19 protein-coding genes are annotated in these 22,142 nt (G+C 65.1%); 5 read left to right on the top strand and 14 right to left on the bottom strand.

Annotation, left to right across the window (positions count from 1 at the left end; translation table 11 throughout):
• The first annotated feature begins 272 nt into the window (after positions 1-272).
• The 4 genes from QR64_RS04390 to QR64_RS04380 are packed head-to-tail and all read left to right on the top strand — an operon-like array spanning position 273 to position 3,915.
• A complete protein-coding gene (locus QR64_RS04390) occupies positions 273-2,633 on the top strand; it encodes an FdhF/YdeP family oxidoreductase (protein ID WP_039584313.1) in 2,361 nt (786 codons plus the stop codon).
• Between the two features lie 10 nt (positions 2,634-2,643).
• Entirely contained in the window at positions 2,644-2,802 is a 159-nt protein-coding gene (locus tag QR64_RS27540; protein ID WP_169847085.1) for a hypothetical protein, read from the top strand.
• Entirely contained in the window at positions 2,790-3,665 is an 876-nt protein-coding gene (fdhD, locus tag QR64_RS04385; RefSeq protein ID WP_039584305.1) for a formate dehydrogenase accessory sulfurtransferase FdhD, read from the top strand. The genes QR64_RS27540 and fdhD overlap by 13 nt, the downstream gene beginning before the upstream one ends.
• Positions 3,658-3,915 (top strand): MoaD/ThiS family protein, encoded by a 258-nt coding sequence (locus QR64_RS04380; RefSeq protein WP_039584303.1) that lies wholly within the window; start codon positions 3,658-3,660, stop codon positions 3,913-3,915. The genes fdhD and QR64_RS04380 overlap by 8 nt, the downstream gene beginning before the upstream one ends.
• Positions 3,916-4,080: 165 nt before the next feature.
• Here QR64_RS04380 and QR64_RS27265 read toward each other — a convergent pair whose 3' ends face one another.
• The 10 genes from QR64_RS27265 to QR64_RS04330 all read right to left on the bottom strand — a co-directional run bounded on the left by QR64_RS27265 (position 4,081) and on the right by QR64_RS04330 (position 15,507).
• On the bottom strand, positions 4,081-4,614 hold the full coding sequence (locus QR64_RS27265) for an NAD-binding protein (protein WP_200886476.1): 534 nt from the start codon (positions 4,612-4,614) through the stop codon (positions 4,081-4,083).
• Between the two features lie 859 nt (positions 4,615-5,473).
• Positions 5,474-6,235 (bottom strand): SDR family oxidoreductase, encoded by a 762-nt coding sequence (locus tag QR64_RS04370; protein ID WP_052227194.1) that lies wholly within the window; start codon positions 6,233-6,235, stop codon positions 5,474-5,476.
• A gap of 174 nt (positions 6,236-6,409) precedes the next feature.
• Positions 6,410-7,720, bottom strand: coding sequence for an MFS transporter (locus tag QR64_RS04365; protein WP_006552215.1), 1,311 nt, complete (start codon positions 7,718-7,720; stop codon positions 6,410-6,412).
• 130 nt (positions 7,721-7,850) lie between these two features.
• Complete coding sequence (locus QR64_RS04360) at positions 7,851-8,489, bottom strand: response regulator (protein ID WP_039584302.1); 639 nt, start codon at positions 8,487-8,489, stop codon at positions 7,851-7,853.
• Entirely contained in the window at positions 8,486-9,667 is a 1,182-nt protein-coding gene (locus QR64_RS04355) for a GAF domain-containing sensor histidine kinase (protein ID WP_039584301.1), read from the bottom strand. Before QR64_RS04355 ends, QR64_RS04360 begins: the two co-directional genes overlap by 4 nt.
• 55 nt (positions 9,668-9,722) lie before the next feature.
• On the bottom strand, positions 9,723-10,847 hold the full coding sequence (locus tag QR64_RS04350) for a glycoside hydrolase family 88 protein (RefSeq protein ID WP_039584299.1): 1,125 nt from the start codon (positions 10,845-10,847) through the stop codon (positions 9,723-9,725).
• On the bottom strand, positions 10,844-11,998 hold the full coding sequence (locus tag QR64_RS04345) for a zinc-binding dehydrogenase (protein WP_039584297.1): 1,155 nt from the start codon (positions 11,996-11,998) through the stop codon (positions 10,844-10,846). The genes QR64_RS04350 and QR64_RS04345 overlap by 4 nt, the downstream gene beginning before the upstream one ends.
• Positions 11,995-13,194, bottom strand: coding sequence for a CaiB/BaiF CoA transferase family protein (locus QR64_RS04340; RefSeq protein ID WP_024102240.1), 1,200 nt, complete (start codon positions 13,192-13,194; stop codon positions 11,995-11,997). Before QR64_RS04340 ends, QR64_RS04345 begins: the two co-directional genes overlap by 4 nt.
• Before the next feature lie 7 nt (positions 13,195-13,201).
• Positions 13,202-14,320 carry an acyl-CoA dehydrogenase family protein gene (locus tag QR64_RS04335; RefSeq protein ID WP_006552209.1) on the bottom strand — a complete coding sequence of 373 codons (1,119 nt, stop codon included), beginning with the start codon at positions 14,318-14,320 and terminating at the stop codon, positions 13,202-13,204.
• 50 nt (positions 14,321-14,370) lie between these two features.
• Positions 14,371-15,507: a CaiB/BaiF CoA transferase family protein gene (locus tag QR64_RS04330; RefSeq protein WP_071936074.1), complete on the bottom strand. Its 1,137-nt coding sequence runs from the start codon at positions 15,505-15,507 to the stop codon at positions 14,371-14,373.
• A gap of 162 nt (positions 15,508-15,669) precedes the next feature.
• On the opposite strand from QR64_RS04330, the gene QR64_RS04325 reads away from it, so the two are divergent.
• Positions 15,670-17,145, top strand: coding sequence for an aldehyde dehydrogenase (NADP(+)) (locus QR64_RS04325; protein WP_039584295.1), 1,476 nt, complete (start codon positions 15,670-15,672; stop codon positions 17,143-17,145).
• Between the two features lie 204 nt (positions 17,146-17,349).
• On the opposite strand, the gene QR64_RS04320 is transcribed toward QR64_RS04325, so the two are convergent.
• From QR64_RS04320 to QR64_RS04305, 4 genes are all read right to left on the bottom strand, one after another.
• Entirely contained in the window at positions 17,350-18,615 is a 1,266-nt protein-coding gene (locus tag QR64_RS04320) for an MFS transporter (RefSeq protein ID WP_228044743.1), read from the bottom strand.
• Between the two features lie 397 nt (positions 18,616-19,012).
• On the bottom strand, positions 19,013-19,807 hold the full coding sequence (locus tag QR64_RS04315) for an IclR family transcriptional regulator C-terminal domain-containing protein (protein ID WP_039584294.1): 795 nt from the start codon (positions 19,805-19,807) through the stop codon (positions 19,013-19,015).
• Complete coding sequence (locus QR64_RS04310) at positions 19,804-21,048, bottom strand: MFS transporter (protein ID WP_039584292.1); 1,245 nt, start codon at positions 21,046-21,048, stop codon at positions 19,804-19,806. The genes QR64_RS04315 and QR64_RS04310 overlap by 4 nt, the downstream gene beginning before the upstream one ends.
• A 253-nt stretch (positions 21,049-21,301) precedes the next feature.
• Positions 21,302-22,132, bottom strand: coding sequence for an IclR family transcriptional regulator C-terminal domain-containing protein (locus QR64_RS04305; protein ID WP_230792359.1), 831 nt, complete (start codon positions 22,130-22,132; stop codon positions 21,302-21,304).
• Positions 22,133-22,142 lie beyond the last annotated feature (10 nt).

Here is a 22,142-nt window from a genome sequence, read left to right as displayed (position 1 = left end):
TCGCACCCAGCCGGCACCAGTACCACTGCTAACTGCGAAGAGCCCATTTGTCACTGGATGATCAGTAATCCGGATTCTGTACATTACCTCCGAATCGTGGAGACGCCGCCACGCTCGATAGGTTCGGATGCAGTCAGGAAAAAACCAACGGAGCCTCCGAGAGGGCACGGTTATCAGCTGCCGCGACAGGGGGTCTCGTCTTCTCGGCGTCGAAACCGACTTTCTCTCGGTGGGGTGTGCTCGCCGACCGATCGATGGGTACGACACAGCGTATGACCGATATCAGCGATCCGCTCGTTCACGACGAGAACGACATCGAAGTCAGCGAGCGCAAATCCTATGCCGCCGGGGTACCGGCGGTGTTGGTCTCGCTGCGGCACGGATTCGAGCAGATGGGGCCGGTGCGCACCGCCCGCACCTTGACGAAGCTGAACCAACAGCATGGCTTCGACTGCCCCGGCTGCGCGTGGCCGGAAACACCAGGTCACCGGAAACTTGCCGAATTCTGCGAGAACGGCGCCAAGGCTGTCGCCGAGGAAGCCACCACTCGCACCGTCGACCCCGGTTTCTTCGCCCGCCATTCTGTACCGGAACTGCTCGCACGCACCGACTACTGGCTCGGTCGCCAGGGCCGGCTGACGCACCCGATGATCATCCGGCCTGGCAGCCTCCACTACGAGCCGATCGACTGGGACGATGCCTACGCGGTGATCGCCGAGCATCTGCGGGCGCTGCCGGACCCGAATGAGGCGATCTTCTACACCTCGGGGCGGACCTCCAACGAGGCCGCGTTCTTGTACCAGTTGATGATCCGGGCGTTCGGCACCAACAACATGCCGGACTGCTCGAACATGTGCCACGAGTCTTCCGGTACGGCCTTGTCGGAGACCATCGGCATCGGCAAGGGTTCGGTGTCGGTGACCGACCTCGAACACGCCGACCTGATCCTCATCGCCGGCCAGAACCCCGGGACCAACCATCCCCGCATGCTGTCGGTACTCGAGAAAGCCAAGGCCCGCGGCGCGAAAGTCATCGCGATCAACCCGCTGCCCGAAGCCGGGTTGTTGCGTTTCAAAGATCCTCAGAAGGCGCGTGGCGTGCTCGGCGAGGGAGTGGCGATCGCCGACGAGTTCTTGCAGATCCGCCTCGGTGGTGACCAGGCCCTGTTCCAAGGTCTGGCGAAACTGCTGCTCGCCGTCGAGGACCGTGCTCCCGGCACGGTCCTCGACCGCGACTTCCTCGACCGCCATTGTGCCGGTTTCGAGCAGTGGGCCACCCATATCCGCGCCGTGGATCTGGACACCGTGTCGACTGCGACGGGTCTGAGCCGATCTCAGCTCGAGGACACTGCAGCAGCGTTGGTCGCCTCGAGAGCGACGATCATCTGCTGGGCGATGGGTTTGACCCAGCATCCCCACGCCGTGGCCACCATCGAAGACGCGGTAGCGCTGCTGCTGATGCGCGGGATGATCGGCACGCGTGGGGCGGGGGTGTGCCCGGTGCGGGGACACTCCAACGTTCAAGGTGATCGCACCATGGGCATATGGGAGAAAGCCCCCGAGTCGTTCCTGCAGGCCCTCGATACCGAGTTCGGTATTCGCTGTCCCCGCCAGCACGGTTACGACGCGGTCGACGCGATCCGCGCCATGCGCGACGGCAGGGCGTCAGTGTTCATGGCTATGGGCGGCAACTTCCTGTCCGCTACCCCCGACACCGAGGTGACCGCCACAGCGCTGCGCAGTTGCGCGCTGACGGTGCAGGTCTCCACCAAACTCAATCGCAGTCATCTCGCGCACGGAGCGACCGGGATCATCCTGCCCACCCTGGGGCGGACCGACAAGGACATCCGCGGCGGACGCAAACAGATGGTGTCGGTGGAGGATTCGATGTCGGTGGTGCACCTGTCGCGCGGAGGGCTCACGCCCGCCAGTTCGCATCTGCGTAGTGAGGTCGCCATCGTGTGCGAGCTCGCCCAGCACCTGTTCGGTTCCGGCCATCGGGTGCTGTGGGCGCGGTTCGCCGACGACTACGACTGCATTCGCGATGCGATTTCGCGGGTGATCCCCGGATTCGAGGACTTCAACACCCGAGTACGGCGGCCGGACGGGTTCGTCCTGCCCCATCCGCCGCGGGACGAACGCCGCTTCACCACCGACACCGGCAAGGCGACCTTCGTCGTCAACGACCTGCACTGGCTTCCTGTCCCCGAGGGTCGGCTGATCCTGCAGACGTTGCGCAGCCACGATCAGTACAACACCACCGTCTACGGCCTCGGCGACCGTTATCGCGGCATCAAGGCGGGCCGGCGGGTCCTGTTCATCCACCCCGACGACATCGAAGCGTCCGGGTACGCTCCCGGCGACCGGGTGGATCTGGTGTCGGAGTGGACCCGTCCCGACGGCACCGTCGAGGAGCGCCGGGCCGAGGACTTCAGGCTCGTGCCCTATTCGACCCCGATGGGCAATGTTGCGGCCTACTATCCCGAAACGAACCCGCTCGTGCCTCTCGACCATGTGGCACTCAAGTCCAACACTCCTGCTTCGAAGGCGGTCACCGTCCGCCTTGTGCCTCGTCGGGCGCCTGGGAAGCGGCCGGACGGGCCGGGTATCGAGCTCGATCCGAAGTCTGCGTAGGAGAATCTCGATGCCTGTTCTGTTCGCTCATGTGTTTATTGCTGTTGTCCAGCTGCTGCTGCGTTGTGTGGGCATGTCCTCGGCGTTATCTGCGCCCCGGTCGGAACAGCGTGTGCTCGCCGGCCGGTGCGACAGTTTCGATGATGGGTTCGAATCATGGGGCGAGTGACCACCCGTGCCCGCATCACCCGACTGCAGGGAACGCAGCGGGTGGTGCGTCCGGACACGGTCGTTGTCGAAGAACCACTCGAACTGCGCGTCGATGGCACTGCGCTGGCGGTGACGATGCGCACTCCCGGTTCCGACATCGAACTTGCCCAGGGGTTCTTGCTCACTGAAGGGATCGTCACCGGCCGCGACGATATTGCTGCAATCCGTTACTGCAACAGCACGGGCGACGACGGGCGCAACACCTACAACGTCCTCGATATCGATCTCGCACCCGGAGTGGCTCTGCCCGTGACCGGCATCGAACGCAACTTCTACACCACCTCCTCGTGCGGGGTGTGCGGCAAGGCCTCCCTCGATGCGATCCGCCAACGCTCCCGCCACTCACCGGCTCACGACCCGGTCGTGGTCGATCCGGAAGTGCTGGCGGTGATGCCCTCCGCGCTGCGGCAGGCGCAGGATACCTTCGACCGCACCGGCGGATTGCATGCTGCCGGATTATTCACCGTGGCAGGGGAACTCCTCGCACTGCGCGAGGATGTCGGACGCCACAATGCCGTCGACAAGATCATCGGCTGGGCGGTCGAGCACCGACGATTACCGCTGCGCCATACCGTGCTGCTGGTGAGCGGACGTGCCTCCTTCGAGCTGACCCAGAAAACCGTCATGGCCGGCATTCCTATTCTGGCGGCCGTTTCCGCGCCGTCGTCGCTGGCCATCGACCTTGCTCATGACGCCGGTTTGACTCTTGTCGGGTTCCTGCGCGGGGACACCATGAACGTCTATACCCGCGCCGAACGGGTTGGTGCGGGGAACGCAGGTCTCGACTCTGTGAGCACTTCTACCGGAGCTTTTGATGGATAGGACAGTGGGTATCGAGGTGCGCTACTTCGCTGCAGCGGCAGAGACCGCAGGGACGGAGAAGGAAACGGTGGCATTGCCGCCTACCACCGACCTCGGGACGTTGAAGACGGTGCTGATCGACCGCCACGGCCCCGATATGGCTCGTGTGCTGTCGGTGGCGATGTTCTTGGTCGGGGATGAGCTCACCCGTGACCCCGCTCGTGCTGTGGGTCCTGTAGTCGACGTGCTACCACCGTTCGCCGGCGGCTGAAGTGAGACCTCGATGTCGATACGTGTGATTGCTACAACGACGACGGACGAGCAGTCCGACACGTAGGTGAGCACATCGAATTCTTCGAGCTCGGCGAGGGCTGATAAGGCCGTGCCCGCGCCGGCCTGCAGCGTCGCCATCGGAGAGGACTCCTCGGATGAATATTCATCGCTTCGTTGAGGTCTTTTCCGGATACACGCGGTGAGCGAGAGGTGGGCATGTTTGTGTGGTCAGGTGCGGGCAATGGTGCGGTGCGGTGAGGGTGAACTGCTCGAAGGCGTCGTCGAGTTCGAGATGGATTGCGTTGTTCGCGATTACGACACGGTGGGCGTCGAGACCGAGCAGTCGGGCGACGACGAAGGTTGCACTCAAGGTTGCGACATTCCTGGTGATCCCTAGCGGGAGGAGGGATCCGGTGTCGGTGAGGGCTTCGTGTTCGCCGGCTCTGAGGACGAGTCTGGCGTCGGAGTGCACTCCGTGGGCTGCTACGGACACGGCGATGTTGTCACGGTCGTCGGAGCCCACGGCGGCAAGGCATCGGGCCCGGTCGAGGCGGGCGCGTTCGAGGAGGGTTCTGTCGGTACCGTGCCCGACGATGGTGGGAATGTTCAGTGCTCGAGCCAGGCGCAGATTGCGGGCTCGATCGTCGCGTTCGATGGCGACGACGGGAATGCCGAGTTTGCGGAGTTCGAGGCACAACCGGAGACCGACCTGTCCCAATCCGACGACGATGACGTGNGGCGGGGGAGAACCCGTTGACCGATCAAGCCGATGAGGCTGGTTCCGAGCAGACGTTCGATTATCCCGGCGGTGAACATGGCGGTGAACACGATCGCCGCCAACATCGCCAGAGCCGCGAACACGTCATAGGTGTGGTCGCCGTGTGAGGCCGGTGCGGGACCGACGGTGGCGACGACCTGGACTGCTTCTTTGAGGGACTCGACCCAGTGGTGGCCTTTGCCGACAGTGAGCCATATCCAATCGATCAGGAGGATGGCGAGCAGTCCGATAAGGCCGGTGAGCAGCATGCGGGTGCCGGCGTCGTGGGATCGTAGTGTGCCTACGGAGTGGACGAATCGGCGGCGAATTCTGCTGGTGCGGCTGTGGGGTAGCGGCTGCCAGGTCGGTTGGTCACCGTGGGCGGATTGCCGGAGGACGCGTGTGGTGCCATCGGGCGCGGTGTGCGCGGCGTCGATCGTGGCAGCGATGCACGGGCCGGCCAGGGACGGTGTCGCGAGGTCTGCGGGGGAGGTTACCTGACAGTGGGGAATCAATCGGGTGAGCTGGTTGGCGATGGTGCGATCGAAGACGGTCACGACCATCGGTGTGTGGGGACTGATGTGGGCGATGGCGAGGGCATAACGGACGGCGACCGCGTCGTCGTGGGTGACGACGGCGACCCCGGCCGGGTCGTGCTGGGTGATCTGCAGAAGTTCCGGGTCGTCGGGTGCATCGAGGTGGACAACATCGAAGTGGCGTTGGGTGAGCGACGCGCACACGAGCCGGGCAACATTCGACGCGCCGATGACAACGAATGGGGACATCGGGCCCACGCCGATCACCGCACAGGTGCAGGGAACGAGGTGTAGGCAGTGAAGATGCCACCGGAGCCGATATCGGATGTTGGGTCGATCAGCTCCGGCAGCACCGCTTCGAGGCGTATCGGGGCAGCAGCGGTGACACTTGTCTCCGGAGTCGGGGTGGGTACCAGACGAATATTGTTGATCCGCAAGAGGTTACTGCCGAGTTCACGTCCGGCGGCGAGAGCGAAGGATTCGATTGCGCCGTCCATGGAGTCTCGCGCCGGTCCTCGATCGGTGTCGGTGATTCTGCGGACCGTGTCCAGGCCGGTGACGGTGACGATCGATCCGATGCCGCCGGTGCGGTGGAAGAATACGGCAGCACGTCTGGTCGTGTGGAACAACAACGCCATGTGGTCGTAGGTGAACCGGCCCCAGTCGGCGGGGCGGATCTTGCTCAGCGAGTGGCATGCTGTTTCCGGGCCGGGTAGCCATGCGGTGTGCACGAGCGCGTCGATGCCGCCATATCGTCGCTCGAGGTGGGTGAACATGTTGTCGACGTCGGATTCGAGGGTCAGATCGGCCGCGACCGGATGAGCGATCCCGTCGTCATCGGCGACTCGGCCGGCGAGGTGCTCGGCAGCATCGAGGGTGAAGCTGTGCGTGAACACGTGGTGTCCAGCGGCTGCCAACGTTCGGGCCACGTGGGCGCCTTCGTTCTGTTCGACGCCGGTGACCAGGACACGCAGTGAGGTGGTGGGTAGAGCCAACGGGTGCAGCGACGGTTCGGCGATGCTCATCTGGACTCGTTTCGAGGGTGCCGGGGGCGCGGGGGGAGGAGTTCCGCGCCCCCGGGAATCGGGGTGGGATGGATGTCTGTCGAGGTCCACGGCCGTGGGATCGTGTGCGGACGAATCGGCGGCCGGCCGAAGGGGGCGGGACGTCGGCGACCGGGGACCGGTGCGTGCGCGTGCTCAGTGAGAGGTCGGTGACAGTTGTTCCTGTCCGGAGGTTTCGTCGTTGTCGGACAGGTCCTGTCGGTAGGTCTCGCGCATGGCGATCACGCAGACGACGGAGACGGCGCACATTGCGACCATGAACAGCGCCACGGCGACGTACGAGCCGGTGCGATCGAGCAGGTAGGTGGCGACGATCGGTGCGGGAGCGCTCGAGGCGAGGGTGCCGATCGTGTAGCCGAAGGAGATTCCGGTGTAGCGGATGCGGGTGTCGAAGGCTTCGGCGAAGAAGGCTGCGAGGGGACCGTAGGAGGTGGCGAAGGCGAGGCAGAACACCACGAACCCGATCATCGCCAGCGCGAAGGATCCGGAGTTGACCAGCCAGAACCAGGGGAAGGTGAACAGCAGCATGGCGAGAACCCCGGCGAGGAAGACCGGCTTTCGGCCGTAGGCGTCCGACAGCTTGCCGAACAACGGTAGTGCGACGAACGTGACCGCCATGGCGACGAGGACGAGTGTCAGCATCTGGTTTCGGGTGTAGCCGACCTGCGTGACGCCGTAGCTGAGGCCGAATACCGTAGTGCCGTAGAAGGTGACGCCGATGGCGAAGTAGGCACCACAGGTCAGGAGGACCTGCTTGGGGTAGTGGCGAAGGACCACCCCGATGGGCAGCTTCTCCAACTGTGCGTTCTTCTTGACGCGGTCGAAGTTCGGGCTTTCGCCGACATGCAGTCGGACGAACAGGCCGATCGCGACGAATGCGCCGCCGATCAAGAAGGGAATGCGCCATCCCCAGGATTCGAACGCTTCGGGAGACAGTCCGGCCATCAACAGGAAGACCGTGTTACCGAGCATCAGTCCTGCCGGCACGCCCATCTGCACCCAGCTGCCGTAGTAGCCGCGTTTGTCGGCGGGAGCGTGTTCGACGGCCATGAGGATCGCCCCGCCGATCTCACCACCGAGTGCGAGACCCTGCACGAAACGCAACGTGACGAGGATGATCGGTGCGGCGACGCCGATGGTCTCGTAGCTCGGGAGTAGCCCGACTCCGAGAGTGGTCAAGCCCATGATGGTCAAGGTGATCACGAGCATGGACTTGCGTCCGATCCGGTCACCGAAGTGACCGAACACCACTCCGCCGAGCGGGCGCGCCACGAAGGCGGCGGAGAACGTGGCAAAGGCGAGCAGAGTGCCGATCAGAGAGTCGAACTCGGGGAAGAAGATCTTGTTGAAGACGAGTCCGGCTGCGGTGCCGTAGATGAAGAAGTCGTACCATTCGACTGTTGTGCCGACACCGCTGGCAAAGCCTACTTTCGATGTTTGGGACATTTTTGGCATGTGGGGCCTCCGTTGCCGCGAGCGCGAGATGATTTCTGCGGCTCGAATATATGGGTGACCCAGAACACATAACATCTCCATGTGGAGAGGTGGAGTGCGCTCCGGGGAAAGCGAATTCGGTTCAGAGCAAGCGAAGTTCGTGAGCGCGTGCAATGGCTTCGACGCGATTGCGCGCGTTCAGTTTCTGCATGGCGCTCTGCAGATAGGTCTTCACGGTGTTGCGGGTGAGAGACAGTTCCTGAGCGATTTCGGGATTGCTGTGACCCATGGCCGCAAAACGCAGCACTTCGTACTCGCGCCGGGTCAGGCCGGCCCGGTACAGCGCCTCGGAGGTCACGACCTTTCGTGGTCCCGTCAACCTCGGGTCGACCACCCGGATTCCGCTGGACACACGGTGAATGGCTGTGGCGAAGTCCTGTCCGCTGATGTCCTTGACGAGGCAGCCGTCGGCGCCTGCTTCCATCAGCAGATCGATGGCACCGTGATCGGCGAACGCGGTGAACAGCAGTATCCGCGCGTGCGGCGCGGCTCGACGAAGACGCGTAATCAGTTCCGGTGCAGGGATATCGGGGAGCCGAAGATCGAGGAGGATGACGTCGACGGGCAGGGTGCGGGCCAATTCGACCGCGGCAGAGCCGGTCAGTGCACCTCCCACCACTTCGAGGTCGGTGTCCTCGCGGGCGAGTAGTTCCACGCCGCCACGCACGATCGGATGATCGTCGACGACGAGGATGCGGATGGTCTTCGGTGGCGCGGTCATGTGCTCGGTCCCTCCAGAGCGTCTACCCAGCCGCGCACGGTGGTGCCGCTTTCGTCGTCGCTGACCACCGACATGCCGCCCCCGAGCCGCTCGAGGCGCCCTGCAGCCAATCCGAGCCCCAGCTGGCTTCCTCGCATCGGATCGTCGGTGCCGTCGACGCCCCGGCCGTCGTCGCTGATGACGACCGTCACCTTGCCCGACCGCGCCGACAAGCTGACCACCACAGTGGACGCGTCGGCGTGTTTCTCCACGTTGACCAGCGCTTCGCGAACAAGGCGTTGGAGTGCCTCGACGCGGCTGACATCGAGGTCGGGGGATTCGGTCAGTGGCACGAAACGGGCCGGGATACCGGTCCGGAGCGTGAATGCCTGGCAGTCCTCCTCGATGCCGACCGGAAGATTCCGTTCGGGGGGCCGCGCGGTGAGGTCGGTCAGCGATCTGCGGATGGAAGCATTGACGGCGTGTACCTGTTCGGTGATCTCCTGCAGGCGATCGTGGATCGCCTGCGCGTCAGCGAGGGCGCGCAGGCTCTGCAGTTCGGCACCGATCCGGAAAAGCACCGGGCTCACGGAATCGTGTAGGGCTTCGGCGAGCCGTTTCCGTTCGGCTTCGAGGGCGAGTTCTGTCTGGGTGGCGGCCCTTTGGGCGCTGAGGAGAGTGACGGCGGCCGTTTCGGCGATTGACTGGATCTCTGCGATGACTCGATCACCGAAGGACGAATATTCGCGGGTGCCGACGTACATGGCGCCGAGTACATGACCTTCATAAGCCATGGGCACGGCAAGCATTCCTCGCAGTGACTCCTGTTCGACGAGCGCGTCGAAGTCGTGGGTGATTCCGGGATCGGACAGATAGTCCCGTACCCAGACGGGTTGTTGGAGCATGATGCTCTTGCCGCCGAGCCCGATCCCTTCCGGCACCACCAGTCGGTGCAGAGCGTTGCTCTTCGTGCCCTGCCAACTGCGGTGAACCATCACCCCATCGACCTCGACGCGCCCGATGAGCGACATGTCGAAGTCGCCGATCTCCCGGATCCGCTGGCCTGCTGTGGTCATCGCCGACGCTTCGTCGGTCAGAACCAGCAGCTCGGCGCGCGAAAGTGCGAGATTGTCGAGGATCGACGGTTTGAGGTCCGAGTGGGTGAACTCGTGAGCTGCAGTAGGTGTATTTTCCGACACCGGCTTTCCTCGATCTTCTTTCCGGGGTCTCGGGTGACCCGTCATGGTGGTTCGGTCACAACTTCAGCGTATCGGACCGGTTGTTCAGGTTGATCAGGCACTCGAGCAAGAAGTAGTCGCCCCAGATCAGTTCGTTTCGGGTCGCGAAGTCGCGGCGTTTGTCGAAGCAACCGTCCATCAGGATCCCGGCCGGTCTGCTGTCGTGTGGTCCGGTGGGGGTGAGGTGATCGAGGAGTGCCTCGACGTGGGCGACGGCCCGGTCCCGGAAGTCGGTCCGCTCAGGGACGAGCCGATCGAGCTTGAGCAGCGCGGCAGCGGCGATGGCCGTGGCGGAGGTGTCGATCGGTACGTCCGGACCGGTGCCGGCGTCGAAGTCCCAGGACACGACGCCGCCGTTCGGTGTGCGGTCGAGCCACCATTCGGCCAGTCGGACGGCGGTCGGCAGGAAGGACGGCGATGCCCACTGCGCAGCCTGGGCGTATGCCACCATCGCCCACGCCTGTGCCCGGCCCCAGGTACTGTCGGCGTTCATGCCCTTGTGGGTGTAGCGATCCAGCAGTGCACCATTGGATGTGTCGAATCGTGCCGACTGGCAGACCGAGCCATCGGTGCGGATGCACAGTTCGATGTGCCGCTGCGCGTGGCGGATCGCGGCGTCGAGGAAGCGTGGGTCGCCGGTATGTGCCGAGGCCCACGACAGCAGCGCGACAGTGCCCGGGACGGCGTCGATGTTCGCGGCGCCTTCTCCGACCGCCTCTGCTTCTTCTGCTTCTGCTCCGAGTGGGATGATGCCGGCGCGATCGTTGAAGCTGGTGAGCAGGCCGTGGGCACCTGCCAGAGCGGTCTGCGCCGCGTCGTTGCTTCCGGTGACGAGGTGGTTGACTGCGGCCCCGTACCAGAAGAGGAAACCGCGGAATGCGGTGTCGGAATTCTGCCGGGGCAGGATCTGCGCGGTGATGTCGTCGGCGAGGTGCGCCAGGCGCTTGTCACCCGAGGCGGCGAAGCCGAGTGCGGCCAGGCCACCCCAGAATCCTCCGGTCCAGTTTCCGTCGGCGGTGGTGGTCCATTCGCCGGATTCGATGTCGCCGTAGTGCGGGAAGGTGCCGTCGGTCTGCTTGGCGGTCGAGTCGATCCGCTCTAGCATCGCCTCGATCGCCGCGGTGTACCGGGAGTTGGTCACGACCGGCCTCCGGTGGTGAGGACCGACTTGAGCGTGCGCCCGTCCCGCATATCGGTCATGGCATCGTCCGCCTCGGTGAGCGGGTATTCGGTGACCATCGACGCGAGATCGAAGTGGGCGGTCAGCCGGGGGAGGGATTCGACGTATTCGAGGTGGTTCTGCGGAGAGAACGCCCAGCTTCCCAGCACCTGCAGCTGCTTTTTGGTGATGTAGTGGGGGTTGATCGGAGTGGTGCCGTGGTCGGTGTACTGTCCGACGACGAGGTACTTGCCGCCGCGGCGGGCGAGGTCGATGCCTTCGGCTACTGCGGTCGGGACGCCGGTGGCCTCGATGACGACGTCGGCGCCGCGCCCGTCCGGTGTGTGCGCGAGGATCCGTTCCAGACGGGCCTCTTGATCGGTCTCGGTGAAGATGTCGATGTGGATGTCGCCGATGCCGGCGGCCTGCGCGACCTCGAGACGGTTGGCCGGCCCGCCGACGATGATCACTTTCGCTGCGCCGGCGAGTGTGGCGTACATGGCGCAGGCCAGGCCGACCGGTCCGCTGCCCTGGACCACGACGACATCACCTGTCTGCGGCTTGGCGATATCGTTCACGGCGTGCACGGCCGTCGGGCCGGCGCAGCCGAGTGCGATCACCTGCTGCGGGGTCACCGAGGACGGGATGCGGATGATCGTCGAGCCGGGCTGGAGGTAGATCTGTTCGGACCACCCACCCGACAGATGGGGCCAGTCGGCCGACGACTGGTTGATGCCGTACACCTTGCGGGTCTCGCACAGCGACGGTTCGTGCTGGTCCTGGCAGTAGTAGCAGTGCCCGCACGGGATGTTGGACGCCCATGAGATCGCGTCCCCGACGTGCAGTTGCTCGCCCCGGGCATCGGTGGTGACTCCCTCGCCGAGGGCGTGTACGCGACCGACCGCCTCGTGTCCGAGGATGAGCGGTACCGGAATGGGCAGGCGACCTTGCTGCAGGTGGATGTCGGTTCCACAGATTCCCGCGTGCGTGACGTCGACGACGACCGCGCCGGCATCGGGGGTCACGCGCGGAAACGTCCTCGCGGTCATGGTCTGTCCGAAGCCTTCGAGCACCATCGCGGTGGCGGTGCCGGTGGTCGGGCTCGTCGGGTCCGTCTGCATCGCATTACTCATCGGATCACTCCCTTATTGCGCAAGGTCTGGACATCGGACTCGGAGATACCGAGCTCATGGAGGATTTCGTCGGCATGTTCACTGACCGCCGGCACCCCACGGTGCACCTGGGCGGGGGTGCGGGACAACGTGACAGGGTTGCCCATCAACCGGGTGGTGCGCACACCCTCGATCTCGACGTCGACGAGCGTGCCGTTGTGCCGCGTCTGGGGATGATCGAGCGCTTCTTGCAAGGTGAGCAGCGGTGCGCACAGCAGATCGACCCCGTCGAACAACTCTGCCGCCTCGGCGGTGCTCAACTGTGCGACCAGCGGACGCAGAACCGCGTTGGCGGCCTCTTTGTTCTCTGCCTGGAGCTGTGGTGTGGCGAACGTCGGCTGGACGGACAGATCGTCGATGTCGAGAGCTTTGCATGCCAGACCCAGAGCGTTCTCGCGGAACAGGCCGAGTACCAAGAGCAGACCGTCGGTCGTTTCGAAGATGCCGCTGTACCAGTCGCTGACCCAGTTGGTCTCACGCTGGTACGCCAGCAGTGTGGAGCTTTCGAGAGTCTGCAGGGCCAGTGCTGTATCGAAGAGGTTGACGCTGACCTTCTGGCCGCGGCCGGAGCGCTCGCGTTCGAACAGTGCTGCCAAGATTCCCTGGGCGAGGGCCATACCCGAGGCGTAGTCCACGGTCGGTACCGGATGTACGTATGCCGAGATCGACGGGTCGCCGCACGCGCGTGCCATTCCGCTCAGTGCCTGCGCGAGCATGTCCTGGCCTGCTTTGTGGGCGTATGGCCCGGTCTCGCCGAATCCGGTCGCAGTGCCGTAGACGAGCCGAGGATAGCGCTCGTGCAGATCGTCGTAGGTCAAGCCCAGTCGTTCGACTGCCGCGGTCCGGTAGCTGTGGATGAGAACATCCGCCTCCGCGAGGAGCTGATGGAGAATGTCCTGCCCCTCAGAGGTTTTCAGGTTCAGTGCGATGCTGCGCTTGTTGCGGTTGACCGCGGCGAAGTAGGCACTGGGGCGACCTTCGTCGAGTGACTCGCGATCGAGGCCTCGCAGCATGTCTCCGTTGACACCGCGCTCGACCTTGATCACTTCGGCGCCGAGGTCGCCGAGAACCTGCGCGGCCACGGGCGCCTGCATGATCTCGCCGAGGTCGAGGACCCGGATGCCGCTCAGCGCTTGTTGTTGCTGGGGGTGGTGCACGGTGCGCCTACTTTCCGTATACCGACTTGGCGATGATGAGTCGCTGGATCTGGTTGGTGCCCTCGTAGATCTGGGTGATCTTGGCGTCGCGCATCATCCGCTCGACCGGATAATCACGGACATAGCCGTATCCGCCGTGCAGTTGGAGCGCATCGGTGGTCACCGACATGGCGGTGTCGCTGCACAGCAGCTTCGCCATGGCCGCCTTCGTCCGTCCCGCCGGTTCCCCGTCGTCGATGAGACGGGCTGCGTCGTACAGCAGCGTGCGGGCCGACTCGATCTTGACGGCCATATCGGCGACCATGCCGCGCAGAAGCTGGAAGCGGGAGATGGACTGGCCGAACTGCTCGCGGTCGGTCGTATACGACACTGCGGCATCGAATGCGCCCTGTGCGATGCCGAGAGCCTGCGCGGCGATGAGTGCCCGGCTGACGTTCAGTTCCTCGGAGATGTACGCGAACCCCTGGTAGGGGTCGTTGACGACCCGGACGGCGGGCAGTCGGCACTCGTCGAAGTTCACGTCGGTCGTGGGGCTGCCGCGCATACCCATCTTCTTTTCGGGAGCGCCGAAACTGACGCCGGCGTCGTCCTTGTGCACCATGAAGATGCCGAGTGACTTCTCTCCGGTCTTCGCCAGCACGGCGTACCAGTCGGCCCACGGCGCATTGCTGATGAACCGCTTCTGACCGTTGAGGATCCAGTCGGACCCATCCTGGGTTGCGGTCGTTGCGATCGCCGACAGGTCCGAGCCCACGCGCGGCTCGGTCATGCACCATGCGGCGCCGGCGGCGCCCGATGCCACGTTCGGTACCACCAGTTGCTTGAGTTCGTCGGAGCCTTGACGGAGCACGGTGGAGGTGCCGGCCCAGTTGACCAGCATGACCAGTGCCGTGCTTGCACAGGACGCTGCGACTTCTTCTACAGCGATGACCTGGGCGAGCAGGTCGGCTCCACTGCCGCCGAGGCTCTCGGGGTAGGCGAGTCCGGGCAGGTCGTTGCTGCGCAGGGCTGCCCAGGATTCCGAGGGGAATCGTTCCTTGTCGTCCACATCGGCGGCGTGCGGTGCGATCTTGGTCTGCGCGAGTTTGCGGACGCTCTCGCGGAATTCGCGATACTCGATACTCATGAATTACTCCTGGTCTGTGTGGGGAAGGTGATGATTCGGAAGTTCGACGGTCACAGTGGGGGCCAGCTCAGACCCGTCACGGACGAGGGGATACCGGCTGCGGCCGCCCGGTGGGCGAGGTCTTCGGCGACACCGGCACGGCGCAGCACTTCCTCGGTCTTGACGTGGGTGTCGGTGGCGCGCCGTGTCGGGCCGTCGGAGAACACCGGGACCACGGGGACCGAATCCAGTGCGAAGTCCGGGTCCCGGGCGACGATCTGATCGAAGGTGGCCAGTTCGTGCGGTTCGAGTACCGGTGTCACGCAGGCATCGACATCGGCGAACACTGTGGTCCACTCCGCCATCGTCTTCGTCTCGAATGCTGTGGTCAGTGACTTTTCGATGTGGTCCCAGGTGGACTCGTCGAAATGGTTCGGAACGGCGCCGAGGTCGAGGGTGGTCCACAACCGTTCGAAGAAGGCGGTCTCGAGTGCCCCGACTGCGACGTAGCGATCGTCGGAGCAGCGGTAGCACCGATAGAACGGCATCGATCCGGTCAGTACGCCGTGTCCACGTCCGGGCAGCGTCGGCGTCTGCCAGTCGACGAAGTTCATTCCCATCATCGACAGCACGCCGTCGACCATGGCGGCATCGATGTACCGGCCTTTGCCTGTACGCGTGCGGTCGTAGAGGGCGGACATGATGCCGAATGCCGACAGCAATCCGCCGCCTGCGAAGTCGGCGACCAGGTTCAGCGGCAGTGTCGGCGGGTGATCCGAGGGGCCGAAGGTCCCGAGGGCACCGGCGATGGCCAGGTAGTTGATGTCGTGCCCGGCGCGCTGCGCCATGGGCCCGTTCTGGCCGTAGCCCGTCACGCTGCAGTAGACGAGTCCGGGATTGAGGGCCGACAGTTCCGCGTAGCCGGCGCCCAGCTTGTCTGCCACTCCGGGGCGGAATCCTTCCATGAAGACGTCGGCTTCCGAAACGAGGGTGTGCAGGGCGTCGAGGCCGTCGGCGGTCTTGAGGTCGAGCGAGATGAATTCCTTGCCTCGCGACAGCGCGGGCACCGGAAGCCCGGAACGACCACCACCGATTGCGATCACTTCTGCGCCGAGGTCCGCGAGCAGCATGCTCGCGTACGGTCCGGGCGCCAGACGTGTCATATCCAGTACCCGAACCCCCGCGAGTGGTCCTGTCGTTGCGGTCATCGTCGTCCTCCAAAGTCATCCGGTATCTCGTGTGATGCCCATCCTGGAGGCGGTGACTGCACTCACACCATCTCCATGTGGAGATGTCGCATCACATCGGTTCTCCCGCACACTGAGATCCACACACTCAGCACGGGACGCTCCGAATTCGACAGGACAGCAATGGAAACCACTGCGACAGACACTCTTCTCGACACCTCCGCGCAGGATTACGAGCGGATTCTCGACGCCGCCGAGGCCGCCGCGGCGCCTCTTGCTCGTACGGACCTGCACGAGCGAGCGCACCTTCTGCGGTCGGTGGCCGATGCGCTCGACGCCACAGCGTCGGAACTGGTACCGCTGGCGGCCGCCGACAGTTCACTGCCCGAGCCGCGCCTGCGCGGCGAAGTCACGCGGACGACGACGCAGCTGCGGATGTTCGCCGAGGTCGTCGAGGAGGGCTCCTGGCTGGAAGCGATCATCGACACGGCCGATCCGGATGCGCACCCTGCTCCGCGTCCCGACCTGCGCCGGATGCTCGTGCCCACCGGACCTGTCGCAGTGTTCGGTGCGAGCAACTTTCCGTTCGCATTCGGACTCGGCGGCGGAGACACCGCTTCGGCATTGGCTGCCGGCTGCCCCGTCGTGGCCAAAGCCCACCCTGCTCAGCCGCGATTGACCGCCGCTTATGCGCGGGCGATCGACGAGGGACTGCGGGCGTGCGGCGCCCCGGACGGCACCTTCGGGGTTGTGCAGGGCGCCGAGATCGGACGTCAGCTCGTCCAGGATCGGCGTATCACCGCCGTCGGGTTCACCGGCTCGACATCGGGTGGCCGTGCGCTGGCCGATCTGGCAGCCGGTCGCCCGGATCCCATCCCGTTCTACGGTGAGCTCGGCAGCACCAATCCGGTGTTCGTGACACCTGCGGCCGCCGAGGACCGGTCGGGCAAGATCGCCGGCGAGTTCCTCGAATCGTTGCTGCTCGGCGCGGGGCAGTTCTGCACCAAGCCGGGGCTGCTGTTCGTTCCCGAGCAGAGTTCGATCGAGTGGCTCGTTCGAACCGCGGTCGCCGATGATTCGTTCCGTCTGCTGCACGCAGGGATCCGGCAGTCGTTTCTCGAGGTGTCCCAGCAGATCCTCGACCATCCCGAGGTCCGGCCGGTGGCAGTGCCCGAGCAGAGTGGTCTGGACGAACTGTCGGTGCGGCCGGTCATCGGCGTGACCGACGCTCGGGCACTGCGTCGAAACCCTCAGGACCTGCTCGAAGAATGCTTCGGTCCGTTCGGGCTGATCGTGACCTACACATCGATCGAGGAGCTGTACGCGGCGATGGCTGTCCTGCCGGGCACGTTGACAGCGACCGTCCACGGAACCGATGACGATCCCGATGCTGCGGGACTGCTCGGTGCGCTTGCGCGCCGTGCGGGGCGCGTCATCTGGAATGGATGGCCCACCGGTGTGGCCGTGGGTTGGGCTCAGCACCACGGTGGTCCCTACCCGGCCACCAACTCGGTACACACCTCCGTCGGAGCGACCGCGATTCGGCGATTCCTGCGTCCGGTCGCCTACCAGTCGGTGCCCGAAGCGAACCTGCCGTCCGCTCTCGTCGATGCGAACCCGTGGGGTATCCCCCGCCGAGTGAACGGCCGGCTGTCGTAGGGCCACCGGTGCTCGCGATGTCGCCTCGGTTCGGACTGGGTGCGCAGAGGACTACGTCTGTTGCGTGGCTTCGGACCGGGTTTGTATGTGGCGTTGTGTCACACGACCTTCCGGACCGGCGCGGGTAGTCACGCCCAGGTGTGCTGCACAACCAACGACACGGCGGTCTCCGGAGGGAGGCCGCCGTGTCGTTGGTTGTGGGTCTCAGGAGGTGGTGGTGTCGGGAGTGACCGGTTCTGTGTCGGCGACGGTGGTCTTTCCGCCGTTCTCGTCGACGAAGTACAGGATCACTGCGCCGATCATCGGTCCGACGGCGAGGGCTGCGAACGCTGCCAGGAACGAGCCGGTGGCGGAGAAGACCGCGCCGATGGCGAGGGGGACGAGGGTGCTGGCGATCTGCCAGAAGGCGTTGGATGCGCCGGCGGCTGTGCCGGTGACGTCGCTCGAGACCAGGCGGGGGATCATCGCGACGATCAGGGGCAGGTATCCGTAACCGACCAGGCCGAGGATGGGTGCTGCGATGAGGAGCGCAGGGACGTTGTCCAGCGTTCCGAAGAAGATCAGGATGATGGAGAACAGCGCGAGAATGACGATCGCGGGCTTTCGGGCGCTGCCTATCCGGTCGCCGAGTATTCCGGTGAGGGGTTTACTGACGACCGCCACGCCCGCGAAGATCGCCACGATGAACCCGGCGGTGGTGCCGGAAACGCCGTGTCCCTTGATGAGCAGGGCGTTGGACCAGGTGACGAATCCGTATGTGCCCCAGAACCCGCCGAATCCGGCGAGGGAGAGCAGCATGAGATCGCGGTTGGTGGTCAGGGTCTTCCAGGCGGAGGGGCGCTTGCCGTCGCCCGCGGTAGCGATCGTGTTGGTGACCGGTCCCGGCCGGATGATCACGTAACAGATGACGGCCGTGACGATCGAGATGGCACCGAAAAGGTGGTAGGAGGCGTGCCAGCTGTAGTGGTTGATCATCCACGGGACGGCGGTGTTGGCGATGACGGTGCCGAGCGAGGTCGCGGAGGTGAACAGTCCCATGACCTTGCCGAGTTCCTTGGGCTGGAACCAGCTTGCCAGGAGCTTGACGCCTGCGGCGTAATCCGCACCGGCGAAGAAGCCGACGACTGCTTGCACGCCGATGCCGATGACCGCGGAGGTGGTCGATCCGAAGATCATCATGAACACGCCTGCGCCGGCGAGTGAGACGGTGACCACCTCGCGGCCACCGAACCGGTCGGAGAGCACCCCGGTGAGGGCGTTGGAGCAGACGTAGCCGATGTAGTACGCGGTGGCGAACACGCCGAGGCTGGCCAGTGGTACGCCGAGGTCCTCGCCGACGAACACCGATGCCGGGCCCCAGGTGGAGCGATCGACGGAGGTCATGGTGAAGGCGAGCCAGCAGAGCACGAGCACGACCCACCGATATCGGTTGCGTGCCTGTTGATCAGGTGATGTGGAAATCGTCTGCACGAGGGGTTTCCTGTCTGGTCTCGGCGCGATAAGGGGGTCTCGGGTTGTGTTGCTGCTACCCGGGTTCTCGGGGGAGAGGATCGCTGCCGTCGGTCGAATAGCGTTGATGCAGTCGAGGTGTGGAAGGGGCTGTGAACGTCACGAGGGGGTATGTCGCGGAAAGTTCAGGGTGGGTCACCTTCGACCGGTCGAGCGCTGCACCTGTTTTATCAAGGTGATCGCGTTCACACAATGTTTGCGTCCGTTTGTGGAGCAATTGCGCGCTATTCGGACGGATCTTGCCCATCGGTCCGGTCCGGGAGGCCATCGGCCGGATCGTGTGATCGCCGCTCGATCCGTCGATCACGCGGCGCGCAGGGCGCTGTCCCGATGACGACCGCGATCACCGGACAGGGCCTCACATCGTTGCGAGCTCCTCGCGGATCTGCTCGGCCGCAGTGCGCAGAGCGGTGAGGATCGATCCCCGCATGTGATCGAGTGATACCCGCGAGGACTGGGCGGAGACGTTGAGAGCGGCGACTGCGTAGCCTTCGGCGTCGCGAACGGGCACGGCGATCGACCGCACTCCCTCGGTGAGTTCCTCGTCCGCCAGCGACCATCCCTCGTTGCGTGCGGCGAGGATCTTCTCGCGTAGTTCGTCGGTGTCGATCGTGGTGGCCGCGGTGTAACTGTGGGTGTCCACGCTAGCCAGATAGGCGTCGAGTTCGGCATCGGTGCGGTCGGCCAGGAGTACACGACCGGTGGCGACGGCGTAGGCCGGCAGACTCGTCCCGACCACGATTTCGACCGTGAGGACCCGGTCGGCCTGGACCCGGTCGACATAGAAGATCCTGTCGTGATGCAGCACGGTGAGCGAGGCCGTCTCCTGCGTCTGCTCGGCCAGGCGTTCGAGGTGGGGCCGGACGATCTCGGGAAGTCCGCTGCTCAGGACGTAGGCGTCGCCGATCTCGAGTATCGCGGGGCGGGCGGTGTAGGCGGTGCCGTCGTAGGACAGATAACCCATGTACTCGAGTGTCAGCACGAAGCGCCGGGCCGCGGTGCGGGTGATACCGGCGAGGGTCGCGACTTCGGTGACCGACAGGGGGCGACGTTCTCGCCCGAACAGTTTGAGTACCTCGAGCCCCCGGCCGAGAGCTTGAACGTGATCGCGGTTCTGCTCCGGGGTCGTCGTGGTTGCTTCGTTCTCGCTCACAGGCTCAACCTATCTACTTCGTGTGATGCTGCCGATCGAGTGGGGGCGTGAGAAGTGCGGATCCCCCAGAGGCCGAGCGCGACGCATACTGCGTACAGCGCTGCCGCCGCAGACCAGCCGGTCGCGAATCCGCCGGTGTGATCGGTCAGCAGGCCCATCAGAGCGGGCCCGCCGGCGAATCCGAGATACATCCCGACTGCGATGGCGCTCGAGGCGCGGCCTACGGTGCTGGTCCGAACCACGCGGAGCGCACCGGCCATCAACACCACATTGGCTGCGAGGGCGGTCGCACCGTGCACGCCGACGCCGATCCACAGGAGGGCAAGCCATCCCCAGAGTTCGGCACCGAGCAGGGCGAGTGCGCCGAGCAGGGAGCCCGATGCGAGGACCAGCAGCAGGGTGAAGGGGCCGGTTCTTCCGGAAAGCGCGCGGCCCCAGCCGATTCGCGCGGTGACACCGATCAGGCCGGCGATCGCGGCGGTCAGCCCGGCCACGGTCAGGTTCAATCCCATTTCGTCGTGCGCGAACAACGGAAGATAGACGTTGGTGGCCTGAAGGGCGGCGCCGGAGAACAAGGCGTAGGCGGCGAACAGCCAGACGGCCGGAGGCAGGGTGCGGCGCTCGGTGCGGTCGGAGGAGGGTGCGGCACGCTCGGGGGCGCTCGCCGACCGTTGGGAACGGTTCCGGGACGGTGCGCAACGCCAGGCCCAGAGGGCCGAGATGCCCGCGATGGCCGCGCCGACCCATAGTGGGCCTCGCCATCCCCAGGCAAGTGCCAGGGTGGGGCATCCGACTCCGGCGGCGAGTTGGCTGACCTGCACCCCGGACTGCTTCACTCCGATCCAGGGAGAGCGTTTGGCCGGTGGGGCATTATCGCTGATCACGCGGTTGGTGACGGGATTCGACAGGGCCTGTGCAGCCCCGGACAAGACCATGGCTGCCAGTAGCCACAGGTAGTTCGTCGACAGCGCCGCGATGACGAACGAGAGTGCGGCGCCCGCGAAGATCGTGACGAGCAGTGCGCGAGCGGGGAAGCGGTCGCTGAATCGCCCGAAGGACAGGGACAGGGCAGCCGCCGCCAGGAAGCTGAGCGTGGCGAGCATTCCGAACTGCGCCGCGGTGATGCCGAGCGAGTCGATGACCAGCGCGCTCGTCGCGCTCAGGCCGTAGGTCAGCAGTGGGCCGATCGCCATGGCTGCCGTCAGCAACGGCAGTAGTGCTCGGGAATTGCGGTTGTTCACTACAGGCACTCCATCGACAGTTCTATCGCTGCGCGACGGTGCGCACGATCTCAGCGCAAAGCGTCCGCATAGCGTTCAAGAAACCTATCTTCGGACGCAAGTGTCGCACGTCCTCGGGTGTGGCACCTACCTCGCCGCGTCCCCGACTCTCGTGGGCCATCGAAGCGTGGCGAGATGTGACGGGAGGCCGCGGAGCACGCCGTGGGTGTTCGGCGACGGGTGGACGCGCGCGTCCTCGCGGGATGGGATGCGCTCAGACGTCGATTCCGGCGCGCAGTTCCAGGGAGATTCGACCGGCGGTTTCGAGGAGTGGGGGAAGGTACCGCGGAACCAGGGTGCGCGCGGATTCGTGCGTTTGGTACATCGACACGGTGAGTGCGCCGACGACGCGGCCGGTTCGGGAGCGCAGCGGCACGGCCAACGCTTGCACTCCGACATCGAGAACCTGGTCGGCGAAGGCCCAGCCCTGGCGGCGGATGATGTCCAATTCGCGCTCGAGTCGACTGCGCTCGTCGTGGGCGGGCGCCGGGTGCGGGTCCTGGGGAGCCGAGAAGTCGAGATGTCGGTTCAGTTCGGCTTCGGGAAGTGCGGCCAGCAGCACCCGTCCGGTCGCTGTCCGATGGGCGGGCAATCGGCTGCCCGCCTTCAAGGACACCGACATGCCGGACGCAACCTCCACTCTGCTGACGTACCGGATGTCCGGACCGTCGAGCACTGTGACGGACGCGGAGAGACCCAGGTTTCGCGCAAGTGCCTCGAGGTGTGGCTGGCACACGTCGGCGAGGGTGAACCTCGACAGGTTGGCATAGCCCAGCTCGAGTACCTGCGGTGTCAGGGTGAACTTGCGGCCGGAGACCTCGACGAATCCGAGTTCGACGAGGGTGTGCAGGAATCGGCGCGCCGCCGAGCGGGGGAGTCGGCACCGCTCTGCCACCTCGGTCAGTGTGAGGTGGCGATGCTCGCGGTCGAAGGCGGTCAGCACTGCGATGGCGCGTTCGAGTGATTGGACCGCGTCCTTCGGGCGGGCCGGCCGCACGGGGGTCGACGTCGGCATGGCGTCCACCGCGCTATTGGCTCGCGTCATCTGTTCCCTC

The organism is Rhodococcus sp. Chr-9 (assembly GCF_000801125.1).
Classification (GTDB): domain Bacteria; phylum Actinomycetota; class Actinomycetes; order Mycobacteriales; family Mycobacteriaceae; genus Rhodococcus; species Rhodococcus pyridinivorans.
The sequence above is the reverse complement of the archived record's forward strand: the minus strand, read 5'-3'. Positions and strand labels throughout refer to the sequence as shown.